This window comes from Pantoea anthophila, assembly GCF_026104315.1.
Classification (GTDB): Bacteria; Pseudomonadota; Gammaproteobacteria; order Enterobacterales; family Enterobacteriaceae; genus Pantoea; species Pantoea anthophila.
This window is the reverse complement of the sequence record NZ_CP110473.1, coordinates 3,362,849-3,382,311: the sequence shown is the minus strand read 5'-3', so window position 1 is coordinate 3,382,311 and position 19,463 is coordinate 3,362,849. Positions and strand designations below refer to the sequence as shown.

General features: G+C 56.9%; 20 protein-coding genes. 6 read left to right on the top strand and 14 right to left on the bottom strand.

Annotated features, from left to right (window positions below; all coding sequences use genetic code 11):
• The first annotated feature begins 148 nt into the window (after positions 1-148).
• The gene (symE, locus tag OJ965_RS18340; RefSeq protein ID WP_265137301.1) at positions 149-478 is read left to right on the top strand and encodes an endoribonuclease SymE; all 330 of its coding nucleotides are present in this window, start codon (positions 149-151) and stop codon (positions 476-478) included.
• A gap of 209 nt (positions 479-687) precedes the next feature.
• Here symE and OJ965_RS18335 read toward each other — a convergent pair whose 3' ends face one another.
• Positions 688-954 (bottom strand): MarR family transcriptional regulator, encoded by a 267-nt coding sequence (locus OJ965_RS18335; RefSeq protein WP_265137300.1) that lies wholly within the window; start codon positions 952-954, stop codon positions 688-690.
• Positions 951-1,997 (bottom strand): hypothetical protein, encoded by a 1,047-nt coding sequence (locus OJ965_RS18330; protein WP_265137299.1) that lies wholly within the window; start codon positions 1,995-1,997, stop codon positions 951-953. The genes OJ965_RS18335 and OJ965_RS18330 overlap by 4 nt, the downstream gene beginning before the upstream one ends.
• Before the next feature lie 217 nt (positions 1,998-2,214).
• Here OJ965_RS18330 and OJ965_RS18325 point away from each other — a divergent pair, with 217 nt between their 5' ends.
• From OJ965_RS18325 to OJ965_RS18315, 3 genes are all read left to right on the top strand, one after another.
• Positions 2,215-2,475: a hypothetical protein gene (locus tag OJ965_RS18325; protein ID WP_265137297.1), complete on the top strand. Its 261-nt coding sequence runs from the start codon at positions 2,215-2,217 to the stop codon at positions 2,473-2,475.
• 138 nt (positions 2,476-2,613) lie between these two features.
• Complete coding sequence (locus OJ965_RS18320) at positions 2,614-2,970, top strand: putative T6SS immunity periplasmic lipoprotein (RefSeq protein ID WP_265137295.1); 357 nt, start codon at positions 2,614-2,616, stop codon at positions 2,968-2,970.
• Between the two features lie 203 nt (positions 2,971-3,173).
• Positions 3,174-3,950 carry a CDP-diacylglycerol diphosphatase gene (locus OJ965_RS18315; protein WP_265139291.1) on the top strand — a complete coding sequence of 259 codons (777 nt, stop codon included), beginning with the start codon at positions 3,174-3,176 and terminating at the stop codon, positions 3,948-3,950.
• Between the two features lie 34 nt (positions 3,951-3,984).
• On the opposite strand, the gene OJ965_RS18310 is transcribed toward OJ965_RS18315, so the two are convergent.
• The 9 genes from OJ965_RS18310 to OJ965_RS18270 form a co-directional block, all read right to left on the bottom strand.
• Positions 3,985-4,845: a ketose-bisphosphate aldolase gene (locus OJ965_RS18310; protein WP_009092306.1), complete on the bottom strand. Its 861-nt coding sequence runs from the start codon at positions 4,843-4,845 to the stop codon at positions 3,985-3,987.
• 5 nt (positions 4,846-4,850) lie between these two features.
• Positions 4,851-6,275, bottom strand: coding sequence for a PTS fructose transporter subunit IIC (locus tag OJ965_RS18305; RefSeq protein ID WP_265137294.1), 1,425 nt, complete (start codon positions 6,273-6,275; stop codon positions 4,851-4,853).
• A 113-nt stretch (positions 6,276-6,388) separates the two neighbouring features.
• Complete coding sequence (locus OJ965_RS18300; RefSeq protein WP_052722456.1) at positions 6,389-6,862, bottom strand: PTS sugar transporter subunit IIA; 474 nt, start codon at positions 6,860-6,862, stop codon at positions 6,389-6,391.
• A 15-nt stretch (positions 6,863-6,877) separates the two neighbouring features.
• Positions 6,878-8,389 (bottom strand): BglG family transcription antiterminator, encoded by a 1,512-nt coding sequence (locus OJ965_RS18295; protein WP_261766114.1) that lies wholly within the window; start codon positions 8,387-8,389, stop codon positions 6,878-6,880.
• A 382-nt stretch (positions 8,390-8,771) separates the two neighbouring features.
• A complete protein-coding gene (gene uhpT, locus OJ965_RS18290; protein ID WP_009092301.1) occupies positions 8,772-10,163 on the bottom strand; it encodes a hexose-6-phosphate:phosphate antiporter in 1,392 nt (463 codons plus the stop codon).
• Between the two features lie 151 nt (positions 10,164-10,314).
• The gene (gene uhpC, locus OJ965_RS18285) at positions 10,315-11,643 is read right to left on the bottom strand and encodes an MFS transporter (RefSeq protein ID WP_154928506.1); all 1,329 of its coding nucleotides are present in this window, start codon (positions 11,641-11,643) and stop codon (positions 10,315-10,317) included.
• A gap of 9 nt (positions 11,644-11,652) precedes the next feature.
• The gene (uhpB, locus tag OJ965_RS18280; RefSeq protein ID WP_154928504.1) at positions 11,653-13,152 is read right to left on the bottom strand and encodes a signal transduction histidine-protein kinase/phosphatase UhpB; all 1,500 of its coding nucleotides are present in this window, start codon (positions 13,150-13,152) and stop codon (positions 11,653-11,655) included.
• Positions 13,149-13,742, bottom strand: a complete 594-nt coding sequence (gene uhpA, locus OJ965_RS18275; RefSeq protein ID WP_140028820.1) for a response regulator transcription factor UhpA — start codon at positions 13,740-13,742, stop codon at positions 13,149-13,151. The genes uhpB and uhpA overlap by 4 nt, the downstream gene beginning before the upstream one ends.
• A 181-nt stretch (positions 13,743-13,923) precedes the next feature.
• Positions 13,924-14,592, bottom strand: coding sequence for a YecA/YgfB family protein (locus tag OJ965_RS18270; protein WP_046101153.1), 669 nt, complete (start codon positions 14,590-14,592; stop codon positions 13,924-13,926).
• 238 nt (positions 14,593-14,830) lie between these two features.
• Between OJ965_RS18270 and OJ965_RS18265 the strand changes: the two genes are divergently transcribed.
• A complete protein-coding gene (locus tag OJ965_RS18265) occupies positions 14,831-16,111 on the top strand; it encodes a serine hydrolase domain-containing protein (RefSeq protein WP_265137293.1) in 1,281 nt (426 codons plus the stop codon).
• A 94-nt stretch (positions 16,112-16,205) separates the two neighbouring features.
• A complete protein-coding gene (locus OJ965_RS18260; RefSeq protein ID WP_033736413.1) occupies positions 16,206-16,718 on the top strand; it encodes an RcnB family protein in 513 nt (170 codons plus the stop codon).
• A 33-nt stretch (positions 16,719-16,751) separates the two neighbouring features.
• On the opposite strand, the gene OJ965_RS18255 is transcribed toward OJ965_RS18260, so the two are convergent.
• The 3 genes from OJ965_RS18255 to OJ965_RS18245 are packed head-to-tail and all read right to left on the bottom strand — an operon-like array spanning position 16,752 to position 19,438.
• A complete protein-coding gene (locus OJ965_RS18255; RefSeq protein WP_265137291.1) occupies positions 16,752-17,864 on the bottom strand; it encodes an NAD(P)/FAD-dependent oxidoreductase in 1,113 nt (370 codons plus the stop codon).
• Positions 17,865-17,883: 19 nt separating this feature from the next.
• Positions 17,884-18,636 (bottom strand): amino acid ABC transporter ATP-binding protein, encoded by a 753-nt coding sequence (locus tag OJ965_RS18250; RefSeq protein ID WP_265137290.1) that lies wholly within the window; start codon positions 18,634-18,636, stop codon positions 17,884-17,886.
• Positions 18,629-19,438, bottom strand: coding sequence for an amino acid ABC transporter permease (locus OJ965_RS18245; protein WP_009092289.1), 810 nt, complete (start codon positions 19,436-19,438; stop codon positions 18,629-18,631). Before OJ965_RS18245 ends, OJ965_RS18250 begins: the two co-directional genes overlap by 8 nt.
• Between the last annotated feature and the right edge of the window lie 25 nt (positions 19,439-19,463).

The following is a 19,463-nucleotide window of genomic DNA, read 5'->3' as shown; positions in this document are numbered from 1 at the left end:
ATATTTAAATGATTTTACAATTGGTCTATTTTAGCCTGGACTTTCCGCCTATTTACTGATGATATATACAGGCATTTAGCGCGGTGCGGATGTGCTGCAACACATCCGCGCCGCTAATCACAACTACTATTTACGGAGAATAGTAATCATGACTGACGCCCATTCTATTGCACAACCGTCTGAACCAGAAGTCTCCCCGGCAAATAACCGTAAATTAACTGTTAGCTACGCGAGTCGCTATCCGGATTACAGCAGAATGCCCGCCATCACCATGAAAGGGCAATGGCTGGAAGCAGCCGGTTTTGCTACGGGTACAGCAGTAGATGTAAAGGTAATGGAAGGTTGTATTGTGCTCACCGCGCTACAGGAGAGCGAACTGATGCAGTCTCTGCGGCAGGTGTGCAAACTGTCGGCGCGGAAACAAATGCAGGTACAGGAGTTTATTCAGGTTATATCTGGTAAACAGAAAGTGGTCTGAATAAGAAGCCGCTCCCGATATCGCATCGGGAGCGGTAAACTATTAGAACGCGATCACTTCCACCAGCCATCCGTTGCCCAGCTCTATTCGCTGTTGACCAAGTTTCTTTCCTTACAGGCCAGTGCCATATTACCTGCCTGAAAAAAACCATCACTGGTTTAGGAATTATTCCGCTTTGATACAAAGTTAACGCGCCAGCAGTAAGTTTCTTAATCGAAATGCCTTGTATCCCCGGTCATTTGTTCCAACAACTGATGGCCTTGTTCTGATACGCGATAACGTGGCCTCGATGAGCTTTCGTTATAAACAGCATCGACCATCCCCTCATTCATCAGGTTGGTTACTATATTAGCAACATTGCTAAACCCTGGAATACCCCTTGTAGCAAGAGTGCGATCCAGTATCATCCATGTCCAGTCTATGTCTTTTTCTGCCATGACTTTCAATACAGTAAATTCGGTATTCGTTATCTTCATTTCAGTGCATCCGGGTGGAATAAATCACCGTCTTTGAGTTTAAAATCTTCCAGCGTTGCCGTATGGGCATTGTTCCACATATCATAACCTGCAACACCGTCTGGTTCACCTGCTTCCCATCCCAGGTTACAGTAACGCTGATATTCCCGACATTCATGAGTGTAGTAGTTCAAATCCACTTGCTCAGGAGGCATTTCTCCTTTTGCGATGTTTTTCAGCCTGCCTATCATTACGTCATTTGCCGGGTCGTGGTCGAAACGAGATATATGTTTCTCAACGGTTGCGATCCCTTCATGAGTTATATTAACGCCATCCGTTGTCAGGTTTTCAATCGGCCCTCCAGCTTTTTCAGGATCAAACTCTCTTCCTGAGGCAGCTCCTCTGGCCCCAAAATGCTCAAGTTCCTCTATTTCAGGAAAACGCATTCTTCCCATTGTCAGCCCGGCGGCAAGAGATGCACCTGCAATCAGCAGGCCTTTGTTATCCATTACCTGATTGTAACCCGCTGGCGCATCCCCGCCGAGTTGCTCTGCAGTCTTTCTGAATCCATCTATGTTGCCGTTATAAACGCCTCCCGCGGCCAAAAGCCTGCCCGCTGATTTGCTGTTAATGGTTTTTGCTGCTTGAGCATGTTGTACGGGCGCTGATGGGTGAACGTAGTACACCGGGCGTTTTAGTTGCTTTGATATGAGATAGCTGAGGTGGGAGTGAAGGAACAAGGGCAGATCATTTCTAAGGTTGCCGGAGGGGGTTAGTACACCCACTAAGGCATTGCCGCTCATATTTGTTTTCAGCAGAACAACCTTTCCGGATTTGATGTCGTCCCGTGTGTCACGGTATGACATCCAGGGGCGTTGCCAGTGAAACTGGTGATACCGGCTGACAAAATGGCTGTAGCCCTGAGGTAAATTCCATTCCTGGATGTTCCGGTTTGGCAGGGTGGTATCCGCTAGATCTCGTGCCGCATAGTCCGGGTGGATTATGTGGGGAATGTCCTCAAGATAGATATTGTCCAGTGACTTTGCCTGATAGTGATGAAGCATAATGTCCCTTTAGCGCCATCGTCGCGCATCGATTTTAAACTGACCGATGTTGAACAAAATTTAAGCCTACCCCTTAGCCTAAGAAAGGGGAAGTTTTGGGTGATCGCTAAGCGACACAAAATTGATTTCATTGAGATTCAGCAAGCATTACTCTCTACACCACAAGTAAATTTACCTAATGGACTAATCTCTTATGGAACAATTGAGGTGGTTTTAAATGGAAGCAAAACGTGTCCCGGCGGGGTTTAGAATCCTTATCGCAGTGTCCTTGTTTGTCATTACTTTTCTTATTGCAAGGCCGTCAGATCCCTCGACAGAGGGAGAGCAGCAGTTTTGGACAGCGTCAGCAAAGTTATTCAATCAACGTGATATTGAGGGTTTTGTGGGGGTGGCGCTATTAATCATCTGTACAGTAGTAACGCTCATCGGTTATCAGATCATCATCAGAGTGATTGAGAAGAGAGTTAATAAGAGATGATTTTTCTGATGAGTAAAACCATCATGGTAGCCAGCACACTGTTTTTATCACGAATAGCTTTATTTTCATCCATGAACTGGGCTCATGTAGCAACATTTTTCTTTATCAGAAAATCGTAACAGGGAAGGAGCGGTAAACATGAAAAACAGAATGTGGCTGGGAGCTCTATTTCTCTTAACGGGATGCCCTGGGCCGGGCGATCGAATGGTGGAGCGTGAATCTGCGACGGCATTTCTGAAAGATAATCAGGTTTGTGTCGTGTCGCCACTGGCACCACCAGAAAGGATCACTGCCATTCAAATCAACAGCGAAAAAAGCGACTCCCTCCATAAGATTTTTGATGAAAAGCCTGTTTATGTTCCAAAAGGTGAGTGCCTGCCTCTATTCGGCTTTAAGTTCACAGCGGGAGAACGTTACTACTTCGCTTATGATGTTCAGTCTGATAAATCAGGATCGCATTTAGTCACCGCTGAATTTTCTTATCCAAAAGAATAAGGGGCTACAGATACGGCTGCGCTCCACGCTTATCTCGAAAAGCTGGGATACGTGAAGCAAAAACGCAGTCTGGGGGAGAAGGAAATATGGGCGAAGCCCGATCAGCTGGACGGGGATCTGTTCTATCTTTACTTCAACCCCATAACCCACGAGATTGAGCTGACCAGGGTTCTGAATAATTGAGACGCCTGAACAAAAAATTGTTGTGGCGATGCCGGCCTCTGTCGCTGGTCATCGCGCTGCTGCTCACAGGATGCGCCCGCTCTGACGCGCTGTGGACGGTCACGCGTGACCTCTGCATGAATAACTATCACTACCGACGCGATCCGGCACCCTGCCAGCAAATCTATCTGCCGCAGGACAACACTCAGGGCTACAGCATCATCCAGAATCCCCGCCACAGGCTGCACTTTATTCTGGTGCCCACGGTGGCGATGTCAGGCATCGAGAGCATTGCGCTATCTCGCCCCGGGCGTCCCGATTATTTCGGCTACGCCTGGTTAATGCGCTATCGTCTGATGGCGGCCTATGGGGCTACCGTGCCTGAAGATCGGCTCGGCATGGCGCTCAATTCCGCTTATGGCCGCAGCCAGAATCAACTACATGTTCATCTGACCTGCCTGCGGGAGGATGTCTATCGCCAGCTTCAGGCCGAGCGCCCCTTTATTGATGATGACTGGCGACCCTTACCCGATCGTTTGCTGAATCACACCTACTATGCCCGTCGCGTCATGCAGCCGACGGCGATGGGTATCTATCCTGTCTCCTCCGTGGCACGCCATTTCCATCTCTCCCCGCCGCAGCTGGCGGAGTCTGGCGTGGCGCTCATCCCGACGACGTTCTCGGGACAAAAAGGGTTTATCCTGCTAACTACCCGGCGCGGCTGGGATAAGGGCAATCGGGCGTCCGTTGAGTCGATACTGGATAAACGCTGCGCTATTCTCTCCGCGCCGCCCGCTGACGTTTCAGCCGCAGAGTAACTAAACCTCATCCCAGCCATCCACCACAAAACCCTTACCGGTACAGCGCCGCTTTCCCCACCGAACTGAACAGCGCCATCTTCGCCGCGACGACTTCACCCGCCGCCTGCATCGGTTTTACAAACAGCGCATTGGGTTCGTGTCCGCCCTGTTTCAGCTCCTGCTCCAGCGCCACAAAAAACGCCTTCTTCATATCGCTGGAGATGTTGATCTTACCGACGCCATAACGAATCGACTCCGCCACCTCGCTGTCTTTATTACCCGAACCGCCATGCAGCACCAGCGGGATATCCACCACCTTCCGGATCTGCTGCAGACGCTCGATATCCAGCTTCGGCTGCTTGCCTTTAGGGTAGAGGCCGTGCGAAGTGCCGATAGCGACCGCCAGTGTGTCGGTGCCGGTCTCGCGCACAAAGGTCTCAGCCTGCTGCGGATCGGTATAGAGAATCTCATTACTGCCGCCTTCGCCGCTGCCTTCTGCCACCCCGATGGTGCCCAGCTCCGCTTCCACGGAGACATTCACCGCGTGGGCGATCTCCACAATCTTCTTCGTCAGCGCAATGTTCTGCTCAAAAGGGTGCGAGGAGGCATCCATCATCACTGAGGTAAAACCGGCGTAAATCGCTTTCATCACCTCTTCCAGCGTGCGGCCATGGTCCAGATGGATCACCACCGGCACCCGCGCCTGAATCGCCAGCGTCCGCAGATAGCCGATGAACTCCGGGCCGGTAAACGCCATCTCATCAGGGTGGATCTCCAGAATCAGCGGTGAATCCAGTCGCTCGGCTGTCTCAACCGCGACGCGTCCAAACTCAGCGCTGGCGATGTTAAACGCACCCACGCCAAACTGATGCTGACGGGCCACGCTGAGCAGGTCTTTCATGTTGTAAAGCATAGGTTTTATCCTTGTTTTGCAGGAAGAGAGATATCTTTTTTCAGGAACAACAGGATCAGCGCCGTCAGCAGACTGCCTGCGGCAATCGCAAACAGATAACCCATGACGTTGCTGATCACGTTAGGAATGAAGATGACGAAGATGCCGCCATGCGGAGCGCGTGACGCGCAGCCCAGCATCATCGACAGCGCGCCCGCTAAGCCGGAGCCCGCGACAATCGCCGGGATAACGCGCAGCGGATCGGCGACCGCGTACGGGATCGCGCCTTCGGTAATGAAGGAGAGGCCGAGGATGTAGGTCACCTTGCCGGTTTCCCGCTCCTGCTCGGTAAACTTGCGGCCGAAGAGGGTAGTCGCCAGTGCGATGCCCAGCGGCGGCACCATGCCCGCCGCCATACAGGCGGCAATCGGGCCATAAATGCCGCTCGACATCAGGCCAATCGCAAACATACAGACGGTTTTGTTCAGCGGGCCGCCCATATCAAAGGCCACCATCATGCCGAACAGCAGGCCCAGAATGGCCGCATTGGTGTTACCCAGCGAACTGAGGAAGGCGGTCAGCCAGCCGAGCAGCATCTTGATCGGCTCACCAATCAGCAGCACCATCAGTGCGCCGGTCAGCAGCACGCTCAGCAGCGGCACGATTAAAATGGGCTTCAGCCCGGCGACCGCTTTGGGCAGGTGGATATGGTTGTTGATGAGCAGCGTGATATAGCCCGCCAGGAAGCCGGCAATCAGCGCACCGAGAAAGCCGGAGCCGGTTTGGATCGCCATCATCCCGCCCACGGCCCCCGCCACGATGCCTGCTTTGCCGCTGATCGACTGGCTGATGCCCAGCGCAAGAATCGGCAGCATCAGGGCAAAGGCGGAGCCGCCGCCGATGTCAGAAAGCATCTTCGCTATCGGGCTGAAATGTGCGTCCCCTGGTGTGGCCGCCGTAATCCCGAAGGAAAAACTCAGCGCGATCAGAATGCCGCCCGCCACCACAAACGGGATCATCAGGTTTACACCGGTGATGAGGTGGACATAAATCTCCGACGCCCAGGAGCGGGAAGCCGACGCCTCTCTGACCGCGGAAGCCGGTTCAGCAGCGCCGGTCAGTGACGCAGATTCGACCAGCTTCGGTGCCAGCTCGCCGTTGACGATGGCGCTTAACAGACCTTCCGCATCTTTCGCCGCACGGGTGACGGGCACTTCAATCACGTTTTTGTGCTGAAAACGTGCCATCTCGACTTTTTTATCTGCGGCAATCAATACGACATCAGCCTGATGAATATCGTCGTCGCTGAGAATATATTCGCTTTCTATGGCACCCTGGGTTTCCACTAATACATTCAGCCCCAGTTTTTTCGCCGCTTTTTTTAAATTACTTTCGGCAAGGTAGGTGTGGGCAACACCTGTAGGACAGGCGGTAATGGCAATAATGTTCATAAACGTTCTCCGGTAAAAGGAAACGATTTTATTTTTATCTTTTTAACGACGGATGAATGGCGACTGTCTGAAAACCTCCTTACTGTTTTATTTTTTCACGTTCTCCCTGTTATTCAGGCTCCCGAGCGGGACAGGAGTAAATGAAACATCTCTTCGCGATGCTCTGTATTCAGTAATTGTTCAACCACCTCTTCGTCACCGAGGGCAATGGATATTCTGGCGAGCATTTTTATATGGCCGACATCTTTATCGGACTCTTTAACCGCGAAGAGGATCACCAGCCGCACCCGGGTGCCGTCGATGGTCTCCCAGGGAATATCCTGGCGCAGGCGTCCGACGGCAATCCGGGTTTTAACGACGGCAGCCGATTTACCGTGCGGAATAGCAATATGATTTTCAAATCCGGTTGAGCCTAACTCTTCGCGCAGATAAACATCTCTCAGAAAAGCGGCTTTATCCGTGACCGCTCCTGTCTGGCAGAGCAGGTCGGTCAGCTGAGAAATAATCTGCTCTTTGGTCTGGCAATCGACATCGAGAATAATGCACTCTTCTTTAAGCACTTCATTAATCGCCACGGCTGTCGTCATTTTATTTCTCCATCATTAATTAATTGAGTTCGATACCAGACATTCGGTAACCCTGGCGATATCTTTCGCCGAAAAGAGAGCGGAGACATACACCACCGGCTTTTCCAGCGGTTCCAGCCGGATAGTCGAGATCACCACGTCGCACGCCTGTCGCTTCAGGGAGTCCGCGATATTTTTACCGGGCACAATGTCGATAATCTGCCAGTCAGGAAAGGCGCGCAGGATCCGTCCGTAAAGCAGCTGCGAGGTACCCAGGCCGCTGGAGCAGACCAGCAGCACCCGCTTTACCTTAATGCTGTTTTCGATGGCCGCCTGAATATGCACGGTGAGATAGGCCACCTCATCGTCACTGATTTCATCCAGCTGATACTCCTGCGTCAGCTCCCGGATCACCGCTTTGACAGCGGCGAACACGGTGCCCAGTTCGGTCTGGATATCGTGCAGCAGCGGATTTTTAATCCGGATGTGATATCTGAGGCGGTTCAGCATCGGCTTGATGTGTGAAGTCAGCGAAGCCTGCAGCTTCGGATCGGTGGTGATGGCGATGTTGATCCGCTGCGCCACCCGGTCGATCAGCGCCGCGGCAAAGCGGGTTTCCCGTTCTGAAATCAGCGCGTCATCGTGCAGATCGGCATCGCCGCCCGCTTTACCGGACGACACCAGATACTGATAGATGGAGTGCGCCTCCTCGGCGACCAGTAGCGTGTTGTAAGCCGTCTCGATACGCTCTATGACCGCCAGTGAAACCTGCCAGGCGTGCGGATCGCTGACCCGGTTCATGACCACGGCGCGGGCGTCCGGGCTGTGCATCGGTGAGTGGCTGCGGTGAATCAGCACCAGAACGTGGGTGAACAGATTGATGTAGTAAGGATCGCTTATCGTATAGTGCAGCTGCTGTTCAATAAAATTGATGAGCTGCAGGGTGAAATGGACAGCCTGCTGACCAAACTTCTCTGAAAGCTCCTGCAGCGTGCTTTCATCCAGGCGGCTCTCCATCATGTCCTGACGGTTGTAGATCGATTTTAAGACCAGCGCTTTCATCGCCAGGCGAATATTCTGGTCACTGCCTTTAATGCTGGTGCCGGTACGACTTTTTAATAAGGTTAAATTAAATTGATGTAACCAGGCATCTAATGTTTTTAAATCATTCACTATTGATGCGCGGCTGATAAAATATTTATCGGCCAGCTCACTGATTGACGAACTTCGGGGTGAGAGCATTAACAGATCGGAGGCTATTTTCAGCATTCTGACGTTACTGCTGAAATCGTCCACCTCTGCAGAAAAAATCCGTCGGGCCGCTATTTCGGATGTGGCGTCAGCAAATTTAATTGTGATGCCTCTCCCACTTTTACCGCTCAGGGTGATCCCCTGGTCAGCGAGTTTTTCATTAATATCGGCAATGTCGCGACGTAACGTTCTTGGCGTGATGGCCGTTTTTTCTGAAATAGCGCGCAGGCTCACATAACTGTTATGAGAAATAAGCTGTCGCATAATGGTTAGTTGCCGTTCTGTCAGCGCCTTCATCATCTTCAGGTTCCGCTTAATCAGTTATTCGCCTTTGGGAGTTATCATCTAAGCAAAGGCACCAGACCCTGTAAATATTAAAACATGGCCACAACCCGGGGGGCTGGCTGACCACCTGACAGCGGGTTCTGGAATAACAGAGACGAGATGAACGGTCAGGGAGAAGGCTGATTGGGGTGTGATGCAATGACTAAAGATGTCAGGTTACTGCTGGTGGTATGCAGGGGGACATGGCTGAAGCTTTATTCTTTAGCGGATGACAAAATAAAGCAGACTTGTGAGAGAAGGTTATATGACTGCTCACTGACCGGTTATTGTCACTATTTAAACGCTGTGCACGAACGCCGAAAAAGCCCGGCATCCGCCGGGCCCGATAACATCTTTACGCCATCTTCAGCCGCTGCAGTCGCTTCTCGCGGCGAATCTTGCGCTCCTCCATTACGGCGACCATCGCCATCAGACAGATACAGGCGATAGCGGCGGTATCGAGTGCGGCAAAGGTACCTGCCCAGCCGGTCAGGCCGAAGATCGGGGTGCCGTCTGCGATCATGCCCAGGCCCAGCTTGGCAAAGCTGTCGCCAATCAGGTAGGCGAAGGTGCCTTTAATGCCGTCGGCGGCGCTAATCGCTTTTTTCGGGACGAAGCCCACGGCGGCCACGCCGATCAGTAACTGCGGGCCAAACACCAGGAAGCCCAGCGCAAACAGCGAAGCCAGATAGACATACTGGTTGCTGGCATGCTGATAGATCCCCAGCGTGGCGATAATCAGCGCTAACGCGACGCAGGCCACCAGCGCACGACGGCCATTGGCCAGATCGGATAACCAGCCCCACAGCAGCGTCCCCACCAGCGCACCCGCTTCAAACAGGGTAAAGCCCTGAATCGCGATCTCTTTTGAGAGCTTCAGTTCCTGAAAAGCATAAACCGTTGACCACTGATCGATACCGATGCGCACCACATAGAGGAAGATGTTGGCGAAGCAGAGCAGCCAGATCACCTTATTCTTCAGTACGTATTCAACAAAGATCTGCCATTTGGTCATCGACTCATCTTCGGCCTCTTTATCCTCTTCGCTCAGCTCCTCGCCGAACAGCTCTTCGGCTTTGCCCAGACCATAGGACTCTGGCGAGTCGCTGCCGTAGCGCAGGCCGATAAAGCCGACAATCAGCGCGATGATCGACGGGAAGATAAACATTCCGACCACGTGACCGTCGAACAGCACATTGGCACCAAACAGTGCGACGCCCGCGGCACCGGCTCCGCCGAGGTTGTGAGAGATGTTCCACATGCCAAGGTAGGAGCCTCGCTTACGGCGCGGTGTCCATTTGGTGATGGTGGAGTAGCTACAGGAGCCGCCGGTGCTCTGGAAGAAGCCGCTCAGGGCGTAAAACGCGATCATCAGGAACAGGCTGATCGAACCGCTGCCCATGCTGGCGCTGAACCCCAGCATACAGATGGCCGAAAGGATCAGCATAAACGGCAGAAACTGCTTGGTGTTTTTACCGTCCGCATAATAGGAGACCAGGGTTTTCCCGACGCCATAGGTGATGGAAAAGCCCAGACCAATCATCCCCAGCTGGGTCATGCTCAGCCCGTAGGTGGTGATCATATCGTTCTGCGCGATATTGAAGTTTTTGCGGATCAGATACATGGTCAGGTAGCCGATAAAGACCACCAGATAGGACTGCATAAAGGGCTTGAACCACATCTTGCGCCGCAGTTCGATTGGCAGATCCAGCGTGGGTCTGCGCACCTGTTTGAGGAAGGCCAGCATGGAAGGGGATTCTCCTGGTTGGAAAACTGCCATCGGCAGCGAATGGCTGGCATTGTAAAAACCGCTGACCAGACCGGCCTGAGACAGCGTCCAGGCGAAACCAGGAAAATGTCTTAGTTTTGCCCGACTCAGGGCAAAAAAGAGAGGCGTATCACGCTTCAGGCTGAGGGCGCGGCGCCTGCGCATTCAGAAACGGCAGCAGCAGCAGGGCAGAGATCCCCGCAGCCGTGGCAATCACTGCAAAGAAGCCGCTCCAGTGCCAGATGTCGATCACCCACGCCAGCGGCCAGCCGGAGAGCGACGCGCCAAGGTAGGCAAACAGGCCGACAAAGCCGGTTGCCGCACCCGCCGCGTCTTTGTGTGAACACTCCGCCGCCGCCATGCCGATCAGCATCTGCGGGCCGAAGACAAAGAATCCGGTCGTGAAGAAGCAGGCTGCCTGCATCACATAGCTGGTAAAGGGCATCAGCCAGAGTGAACCCACGGAAAGCAGAATGCCGGCGGCGAAAATCAGGTTCATCGGGCCACGATTGCCGTTAAACAGCCTGTCCGATCCCCAGCCGGCCACCAGTGCGCCCATCACGCCACCCAGTTCGAACAGCGTAATGGCGGAGTTCGCCGTCACCAGGTCGACGTCCAGCGTCTCCGAAATGTAGAGGTTGCCCCAGTCATTAAGCGCGGCACGGACGACATAGACCAGCACGTAGCAGAGTGACAGCAGCCAGATGTAGGGGTTGAGCAGCACGTAGCGCGTCAGGATCGCCTGGCGGCTCAGGCCCGCACCTTCCTGCTGCTGCGCCATCTCCATCTCATCCTGTCGCCAGTCGCCCACGGCAGGCAGGCCCACGGTCTGAGGCCGGTCGCGCAGACGCCAGCAGAGAAACAGCCCGGCAAGGATCGCCAGACTGCCCGCAATCATCATCCCGGTTCGCCAGCCATACTGCAGCGCCACCGCGCCGATAATGATCGGGATGAGCGCGCCGCCCACGTTGTGAGCGGTGTTCCAGAGGGCCCACCAGCCGCCCCGTTCGTTACGCGAATACCAGCTGGTCAGCAGGCGGGCGCAGACCGGCGCTCCCCAGCCCTGGAAAAAGGCGTTGAGGGTCCAGAGCAGCGCAAAGGCCCACAGCGAGGTGGAGAAGCCAAACAGGATATTGACCACGCCCGTGGCGATCAGGCCCAGCCCCATGAAGTAGCGCGCATCAGAGCGGTCGCTGACGATGCCGGAGAAAAACTTCGACAGGCCGTAGGTGATGTAAAACAGCGTCGCCAGCAGGCCGATATCGGTTCGCAGCATGACACCGCTGGCGATCACTTCCGGCGCTGCCGCGTTGAAGCTCTTGCGGGTAAAGTAGAACAGCGCATAGCCGATCCAGATGGTCGCCATGATGTGGCGGCGCCAGTAGCGATAGCGGCTGTCAATCTCACGTTTATCCTGCAGCGGCGCCGCGTCAGGAGGCGTTTTCAGAAAGGTAAACACGGCAGTTCCTCAGACAGCCCGCAGCGGCAGATGGACGCTGACGCGGGTTCCATGGGTGCAGGAGAGGGTCAGCGATCCGCCCAGCGCGGTGACGCGTTCGCGCATCCCGACCAGCCCAAAACGCTGCTGACCGGAACCTGGCGGCAGACCGCAGCCATCATCTTCAATCACCAGCAGCAGGCGATCACCCTGCTGCCAGCCTTTGAGTATCACGGCGCTGGCGCTGGCATGTTTAACAACGTTGTTCAGCGCCTCCTGGCAGATGCGAAACAGCGTGACGCGCTGCGCTTCACTCAGCAGCGTCTCATCAATGCGCCAGTGAAGATGACTGACGATGCCGGCATCTTCCAGCTCCATCTCCCGCATCAGAGAACGGATCGCCTGCTCCAGCGAAAGGTCATCCAGCTGCCGCGGCCGCAGACGCCCCAGCAGTCGCCGTACCGCGTCATAAACGCCCAGTGAGAGTTGTTCAATGTGGACGCCACTCTGGATCACCCGGCTGTTGTCCGGCGCCACGCGCTGCACAATGCCCGCCTGTGTGCGGATCGCCGTGATCGTCTGCCCGATATCATCGTGCAGCTCACGCGCCACTTCCTGACGCACGCTCTCCTCCGTCTCCACCAGGCGTTCCGCCAGGCGCCGGTTGCGCGCCAGCTCACTCTGCAGGGAGTGGTTCAGCTCGCGCAGCCGCTGGATACCGGCACCCAGCAGCAGCCCGGTCAGGCTCTGGGCCAGCAGGGAGAGCAGCAGATCGACGGGATGATCATGCCAGGTCTGGCTGGCGATCAGCGCGATGGCATTCATCAGCGTGGCAATCAGTGCGCCCTGCCAGCCGTAGTGCCAGGCCAGCGCAATGATGGGCAGCGCCAGACAGAAAGGGGTAAAGCGTGACAGCTCTGCAGGCAGGCCAAGCTGCAACCAGAGGCTGATGACAAACAGCAGCAGATACCAGACAAGATGCCGGGCGCGCCAGTTGACCGGCTGCGAAATCAGCGACGGACCCAGCGGCTGCCAGCGGGTTCGGGTGAGGTAGTGCCAGAAGACCAGGCAGGTCGGGGCCAGCGTCAGGCCGCCGGTCAGCGTCAGCAGCAGGGTGTTGAGCATCTCCGCCTGACCGGCCCAGGGCAGAGACTGCAGCAGCGCTGCGGCGATCAGCGCCGCGCCCTGGCTCAGCAGCGTGCGCCAGTCACGCTGGTGGCGGAAACGGGAGATCAGCGCCACCGGCAGCAGCGTCAGCACGCCGCCCGCCATCAACAGCGGCAGATGCGCCAGGGAAACGGCCTTCGCCAGCCAGAGCAGCATGACCCACTCAGCCGCCAGCAGCACCGGCCAGTAACTGCGCGGGCATTGCAGCATCAGCCCCAGACGCAGGCCAAACGGGAAGAGCAGCACCGCCAGCTCCGGGCGTTCAACCAGGTGCAGGCTGATACTCCACAGGCAGAACCAGGCTGTCGAGAAGAGGAAGAAGCTGGCGACCACTGAGATCAGCCGGGAGAAGAGAGGGCTCATTGCCAGCCATCAAACATGCGGCGCGCCAGCTCCACATCGTTGCTGACGCCGAGCTTCTCCATCAGGTTGGCGCGATGGACATGCACGGTTTTTGGTGACAGGCCGAGTTCAGCCGCGATCTCTTTGACCGCCATGCCCTGAGAGAGCCTCTCTGCGACCTCACGTTCGCGACGGGTCAGCGGGTCCTGACGTCCGGCGGCCAGTTTAACCGCAATCTCTGGCGTCAGATAACAGCCACCGGTGGAGACGGTGCGCACCGCCGCGATCAGCTCATCGGGGCGACAGCGTTTGGAGAGAAAACCACGCGCACCGGCATTCAGCGCCTGTTCAACCAGTGCCGGGCTGTCGTGTACAGAGAGCATGATCGTGGCCAGCCCCGCCGGAAGCTGGCTCAGTAACGCCAGCCCGGAGAGGTCTGGCATGGAAATATCGCAGATGCAGACCTGGACGCCCCGGCCCGGTAACCCTGCCAGCGCCTCACGGCCGGAGCCGAACTCCGCCACCACCTGAAAATCAGGTTCCAGGGCGAGCAACTGGGCAAAACCGGAGCGGACGATAAGGTGATCGTCAATCAGCGCGAGGGTAATCATGGCGTTTCCTGGCAGGTAAAATCGCGCTTACCTTAGCGATAAGCGTGAAGCTGTTCAAGTCGTGACCACTCTACAGGATTGCGGGGGCGGGCGGGGTGACAGCGGTCAGATCGCTGGCGATCGGCAGATTAAATCGGCCGGGCAGAACCCCACCCGGCCGATCAGAACGCACTCCGTTCGATCAATGCAGACAGCACTGCTTATATTTTTTGCCGCTGCCGCACGGGCAGGGATCGTTGCGGCCAGGCTGCTTATCGACGGTCACCGGCTGTTGCGGCACCGGCACCGCCTCGGGCTGCGAGATCCAGTGATCGTGCAGCGCCAGCGCAGCGGGGCGGATAGCTTCGATGCTGGCTTCCATCTCTTCCGGTGTCATGGCGTCGAGCTTTTCGAGGTTCTCTTCGGTGCCATGCAGGGCGATAGCGTCCAGCGCAGGCTGCAGATCCGCGGGCAGCGCCGACCAGTCGGTCAGTGCGACGCCACGCATATAGCCGAAGCACCACTCTTCCACCACGGTAAACTCCAGTCCTTCCATCTCCCGGATGCCAAACAGCGGTTCGAACTGCTCCGGGAATTCCGCTAAGCGGTCCGCCACGTCATTCATATGCTGGAAGCAAAGCGACATAAAGCGCGTCATTTCGCGCTCGTTGCTCCATTTCGGAATCTGTTTCTCGCCACCCCACAGGGCCACCAGCCACTGGCTGGGTTCCACGGTTACGGGACCGGAGAGGATCGCCGTCAGCAGACCATCAAGTTCGGAGACATCGAGAATCGACGCTTCGCTGCCATACTTTTCCAGCATATCTTCCAGCCATTGCAGCTCTTTTTCGGTCAGTGGGCCTTCTTTCATGCGGTTGCCTCCCGGGCATATCTAAATTTCAGCGCGGCGTTGAGCCTTAAAACCGCAGCAGTGTACACCCTTGCGGGCAGCAACACAGCTAACGCTGTCCGGCATCAGCAGGGTTAACCTGCGTTTAACCCCCCTTTTACCCCATTGTGCAGGCGATAGCCCGCCGCACTTTATGGTACCTTTTTGCGCTACGGCCAGCCTGCTGCGCGATAACTCTACTTAACTAAATGATTACTTTATGAAAAAGGAATTTTCTGGCAGCCGGATCGCTGCGCTCTGCCTCCGACGGCTGGCTCTGGTCGCTCAGCGGATCGGCAGACCCTGCGGGATCCCGGCGGCGATCGTTCTGCTGACCGGCTGTGGCACCCTGTCGCAAACCTCCGCCCCGGTCAGCGATCGTGTCTACCTGACGCATGCCACCTTCAACGAAAATGTCGATGACATCGTGCAGCACTACATGCAGCAGAAGCAGGTTCCCGGCATCAGCATTGCCGTCATCCATCATGACGAGCCAACGCACTACTATTCATTTGGCGTCACCGACCGGGTGCATCGCTATCCGGTGACCCCGGACACCCTGTTTGCGCTGGGATCGCTGAGTAAGGGCGTGACGGCCGAGGTGATTATCCAGCTGGTGGATCAGGGCAAACTGCACTGGAGCGACACGCTGGCCGATCTGCTGCCCGCGGGCGTGCCGCTGAGTCGTGACGCACGCCGCATCACGCTGCTGCAGCTGGTGACGCATACCTCCGGTCTGCCGCGGCAGGACATGGATCTGCCGATGTTGCACCAGTTCATCCGCTATCTCGGCACGGGCGAGAACTTCTACGGCAATCTGGACAGCGATAGCGTGCTGAGTTACCTGGCGGATTTCTCTGCTCCGGCGGTTCGCAGGCCTTGCTACTCCAATCTCGGCTATGCGCTGCTGGGCTTCATTCTGCGCGAGCGCTTTCATCAGGATATCCAGACGCTGGCGTCCCGGCTTATCTTCGCCCCGTTAAAGATGGATCAGAGCAGTTTTGAGCCGGAAACGCTGGCGGGCTTTCCGTGGCGCGCGCTGGGCCACGCCGGCGATCAGCCGAAATTTATCCGCCGTGGGGCGCAGACGCCTGACTGGCATTTTCACGGCAACATGGTGGCGGCGGCCAGCCTTTACAGCAGCGCGCGCGATCTGAGTCGCTACCTGCGCGCGCACCTTACGGCCACCGGTGATGCAGAACGGGACAGGGCGTTTGCGGCGGTGAACCGTGCCTGGTACCGGCAGGGCGCACAAACGCAGAATATCGCCTGGATCACCGAGACAACAGAAGGGCAGCCGATCACCTATCAGGTGGGCTACATCGGCGGGTACGCGAGTTTTATCGGCTACGATAAAGGTCACGGTAACGCGATTGTGGTGCTGCAGAACGGTTTTAACTGGAGTAACTATTTAGGCATTGCGCTGTTGGTCGATCTCGCAACTCAGGATAAAGTGGTCGCACAGCGATCCGTTACCGCTGACCAGGGCGCCATAAAGTGAATTGCGCTGTGTTGCCTGGCACATAGCGTCATCGCGCCGGAACTGAAGTGCGATAAATTTAGCCTGACTGTCAAAATTCAACGTGGAAATCATTATGCGCAGGACTCAACGTGTACTTTTATCAATGGGATTACTGGTTGGCTCACTGAGCCTGATCCCTGCTGTTCAGGCGGCTGGCGAAGCAACCGACAGCGTTCCGCCTCCGCCGCAGATCCAGCCCGCTAACCCGGATGCCCAGCCGCAGTCTGGTGCAGGCAGCGCCCAGCCGGACAACGGTGCCGCGCAGAGCCAGGCACCGACCAGCTCACCGTCTAACGATGGCATTACGCCGACGACGCCTACCACGCCGTCAACGGCCAACAGTGCGCGCCCGAATTACGATCTCAGCACCATCATCATCGACTACAAACAGTACAACATCGGTGACACGGTGCCAGAGAAGTACACGGATAAAACCTACACCATCGTTGAGTGGCAGAAACGCAATCTGCCGGCCCCGCAGGAGAACACCCACTGGGCCTACATCAACGCCAACTACATCCTGATTACCAATGACACCGGCAAAATCGTCATGGGGAAATCGGGTGATATCTTCTTCCGTGGCTAAAATAATCAGCCGGTCGTGATGACCGGCTTTTTTTTAGCTGAAGCGCTCAGCCCCAAAGCTGGCCAGCATCGGATGCTTCTCACCGGTCACGATCTCCTCCGCCAGCAGCTCGCCGACAATCAGCGCCAGCGTGGCACCCGAATGGGTGAAGGCCACATAACAGCCCGGCACCTTCTGCAGTTCACCCAGCACCGGATCACCATCGCCCGGAATCGGCTTCAGGCCAATCTTCCAGCTCTGCACGCTGAGCGGCTCGTCGCCGCGTAATAGCCGGCTCGCCTCCGCGGCCAGCGTGGCCACAACATGTTCATCAATATGGTAATCGCCGTCGGCCAGCGGCTGGATATCCGCCTCATACCAGTCATGATCCAGCGCGTAGCGGTTGCCGGGATTCGGTCTGATGGCGGCGCGCGGGGTGTTGAGCACTGCTTTCAGCTGATGCCCGGCCGGTTCCGTGATCACCAGCATCGAGACCGGCGAACCATTGGGGATCGTCACGCCCAGCGGGGCGACCACCTCCGGAGTCCAGGGGCCGCAGGCGACCACTACCGCATCCGCCCGCATCTCCCCCTTGTTGCTGCGGATGCCGCAGGCCCGGCCCTGGTCGGTGATCACGGCGGCTTTACCGGCGTGTTCGATCACTTCGCCGCCGCGTGACCGGAACTGGTTCAGCAGATAATCCACCAGGTGCGGCAGGCTGACCCAGCCTTCACCCGGATTAAAGATCGCCTGCGACGGCAGCGCATCGGGATCGACCGTCGCATCCGCCAGCGCTACGTTATCGGCACTCATGAGCTGAGAGTCGTAGCCGTGCGCCTTCTCATAGGCGTGTCGCGCCTGCGTCCCGGCCGCATCGTTGCTGAACCAGCAAAGTCCGCCATCAAAACGCAGCCAGTCGAGGTCAGGGTGCTGCGCAAACAGCGTGCGATAGCGATCGATGCCCGCCATGCGCAGCGCATGATAGGGCCGGGAGCGCTCACCCGCCGAATTGAGCCAGGAGAGTGAACGTCCCGACGCGCCGGAACAGACCTCCGCCTCGGTCACCAGCGTCACCGCCGCCCCGCGTTTTGTCAGCTCCAGCGCCGTCGAAACGCCCAGCACGCCGCCGCCCAGTACCACCACCTTCATTTCAGTTTTTACCGCCATTGTCAGGTTCCTTGCTCAGTTACAGCACTTCAGAGAGAAAACGTTGCAGGCGCGTCGACTGCGGCGCGTCAAAAATGGCGTCTGGCGGCCCGGCTTCCACAATCTCGCCTTCGTCCATAAACACCACCTGATCCGCCACTTTGCGCGCAAAGCCCATTTCATGTGTCACCACCACCATCGTCATGCCGCGACGACAGAGATCCGCCATCAGCGTCAGGACCCCTTTCACCAGTTCGGGGTCAAGCGCGGAGGTGGCCTCGTCGAACAGCATCACCTCCGGGTCCATTGCCAGCGCCCGGGCTATCGCGACCCGCTGCTGCTGCCCGCCGGAGAGATCGCGCGGCCGGTGATCGGCGCGCTGACCCAGACCGACCTCTTCCAGCCGCTGACGCGCAATCGCCATCGCCTGCACCTTGGGCAGGCCTTTGACACACCAGGGGGCGAGGGCGACGTTCTCCAGCGCAGTGTGATCGGGGAAGAGATTGAAGTGCTGAAACACCATGCCAATCCGCAGCCGCAGCGCATCAGGCTTGTCGCGCAGCACGGAGCGATCGGCCAGCAAAACATCCCCCGACTGCGGTTCGTGCAGCCGGTTGATACCGCGCAGCAGGGTCGATTTACCCGATCCCGATGGCCCGATAATGCAGGTGGTGGTGCCGGGAGCCACCTGCAGTGAGACCTTACGCAGCACTTCAATCGGGCCATAGGCGAGGGTCAGATTGCGCAGCTCCAGGCTGGCGCCGCGCCAGCTCGCGCCATTCAGATTATTCATGGTTGCCTCCCATCCGGGGGTGAGTGACCAGAACGGCGCCGCCGGACGGTCTGACCTCATCCACCTCTTTCAGACCGCTTTGCGGGGCCGTCAGACGACGGCGTCCGGTGCGGTAGCGCACATCGACATAGTTGACCATGTGCGTCAGCGGCACCGTGATCATCAGATAGAAGAGTCCTGCCAGCATCAGGGGCGACAGGTTGCCGGTCAGCACCGCCGCATCCTGACCCACGCGAAACAGCTCACGCTGCTGCGTCATCAGGCCGAGCAGATAGACCAGCGACGAATCCTTGATGATGGCGATGAACTGGTTAACGATGGCGGGCAGCACGCGACGGATCCCCTGTGGGATGATGACCCGTCGCATGGCCCGGCCATAGCTCATCCCCAGCGCACGGCACGCTTCCAGCTGGCCGCGTTCCACGCTCTGGATACCGGCGCGAAAAATCTCGCCCATATAGGCGCTGGCGATCAGGCTGAGGGCGAAGATCCCCAGCGGATAGGGTGTCGGGCCGAACAGCTGATAGCTGAAGCGCGCCAGACCCTGACCAATCAGCAGAATGGTCAGAATGGAAGGCAGACCGCGAAACAGATCGGTATAGAGCCGGGCAGGCACCCGCAGCCAGCGCGAGGGCGAAATGCCCATCAGCGCCAGCAGCAGGCCAAACAGCGTGCCGAGCAGCGTCGCCGCCAGTGAGATAATCACCGTGTTGACCAGCCCGGTGGTCAGCATCTGCGGCAGTACTTCCCTCATTGATGAAAAATCAAAGAAGGTGCGGGAAAGAATCGTGAGCAGCTCCATCGCCGTCTCCTTGCAGAGCGGGGCA

Coding starts and splice junctions, on each gene's coding strand:
- OJ965_RS18305 (WP_265137294.1), bottom strand. CDS start 6,275: ATGAACATTATTGCCATTACCGCCTGTCCTACAGGTGTTGCCCACACC.
- OJ965_RS18310 (WP_009092306.1), bottom strand. CDS start 4,845: ATGCTTTACAACATGAAAGACCTGCTCAGCGTGGCCCGTCAGCATCAG.
- OJ965_RS18320 (WP_265137295.1), top strand. CDS start 2,614: ATGAAAAACAGAATGTGGCTGGGAGCTCTATTTCTCTTAACGGGATGC.
- symE (WP_265137301.1), top strand. CDS start 149: ATGACTGACGCCCATTCTATTGCACAACCGTCTGAACCAGAAGTCTCC.
- OJ965_RS18245 (WP_009092289.1), bottom strand. CDS start 19,438: ATGGAGCTGCTCACGATTCTTTCCCGCACCTTCTTTGATTTTTCATCA.
- OJ965_RS18250 (WP_265137290.1), bottom strand. CDS start 18,636: ATGAATAATCTGAATGGCGCGAGCTGGCGCGGCGCCAGCCTGGAGCTG.
- OJ965_RS18295 (WP_261766114.1), bottom strand. CDS start 8,389: ATGAAGGCGCTGACAGAACGGCAACTAACCATTATGCGACAGCTTATT.
- OJ965_RS18265 (WP_265137293.1), top strand. CDS start 14,831: ATGAAAAAGGAATTTTCTGGCAGCCGGATCGCTGCGCTCTGCCTCCGA.
- OJ965_RS18260 (WP_033736413.1), top strand. CDS start 16,206: ATGCGCAGGACTCAACGTGTACTTTTATCAATGGGATTACTGGTTGGC.
- OJ965_RS18325 (WP_265137297.1), top strand. CDS start 2,215: ATGGAAGCAAAACGTGTCCCGGCGGGGTTTAGAATCCTTATCGCAGTG.
- uhpA (WP_140028820.1), bottom strand. CDS start 13,742: ATGATTACCCTCGCGCTGATTGACGATCACCTTATCGTCCGCTCCGGT.
- uhpT (WP_009092301.1), bottom strand. CDS start 10,163: ATGCTGGCCTTCCTCAAACAGGTGCGCAGACCCACGCTGGATCTGCCA.
- OJ965_RS18300 (WP_052722456.1), bottom strand. CDS start 6,862: ATGACGACAGCCGTGGCGATTAATGAAGTGCTTAAAGAAGAGTGCATT.
- uhpB (WP_154928504.1), bottom strand. CDS start 13,152: ATGAGCCCTCTCTTCTCCCGGCTGATCTCAGTGGTCGCCAGCTTCTTC.
- OJ965_RS18255 (WP_265137291.1), bottom strand. CDS start 17,864: ATGGCGGTAAAAACTGAAATGAAGGTGGTGGTACTGGGCGGCGGCGTG.
- OJ965_RS18335 (WP_265137300.1), bottom strand. CDS start 954: ATGAAGATAACGAATACCGAATTTACTGTATTGAAAGTCATGGCAGAA.
- OJ965_RS18330 (WP_265137299.1), bottom strand. CDS start 1,997: ATGCTTCATCACTATCAGGCAAAGTCACTGGACAATATCTATCTTGAG.
- OJ965_RS18270 (WP_046101153.1), bottom strand. CDS start 14,592: ATGAAAGAAGGCCCACTGACCGAAAAAGAGCTGCAATGGCTGGAAGAT.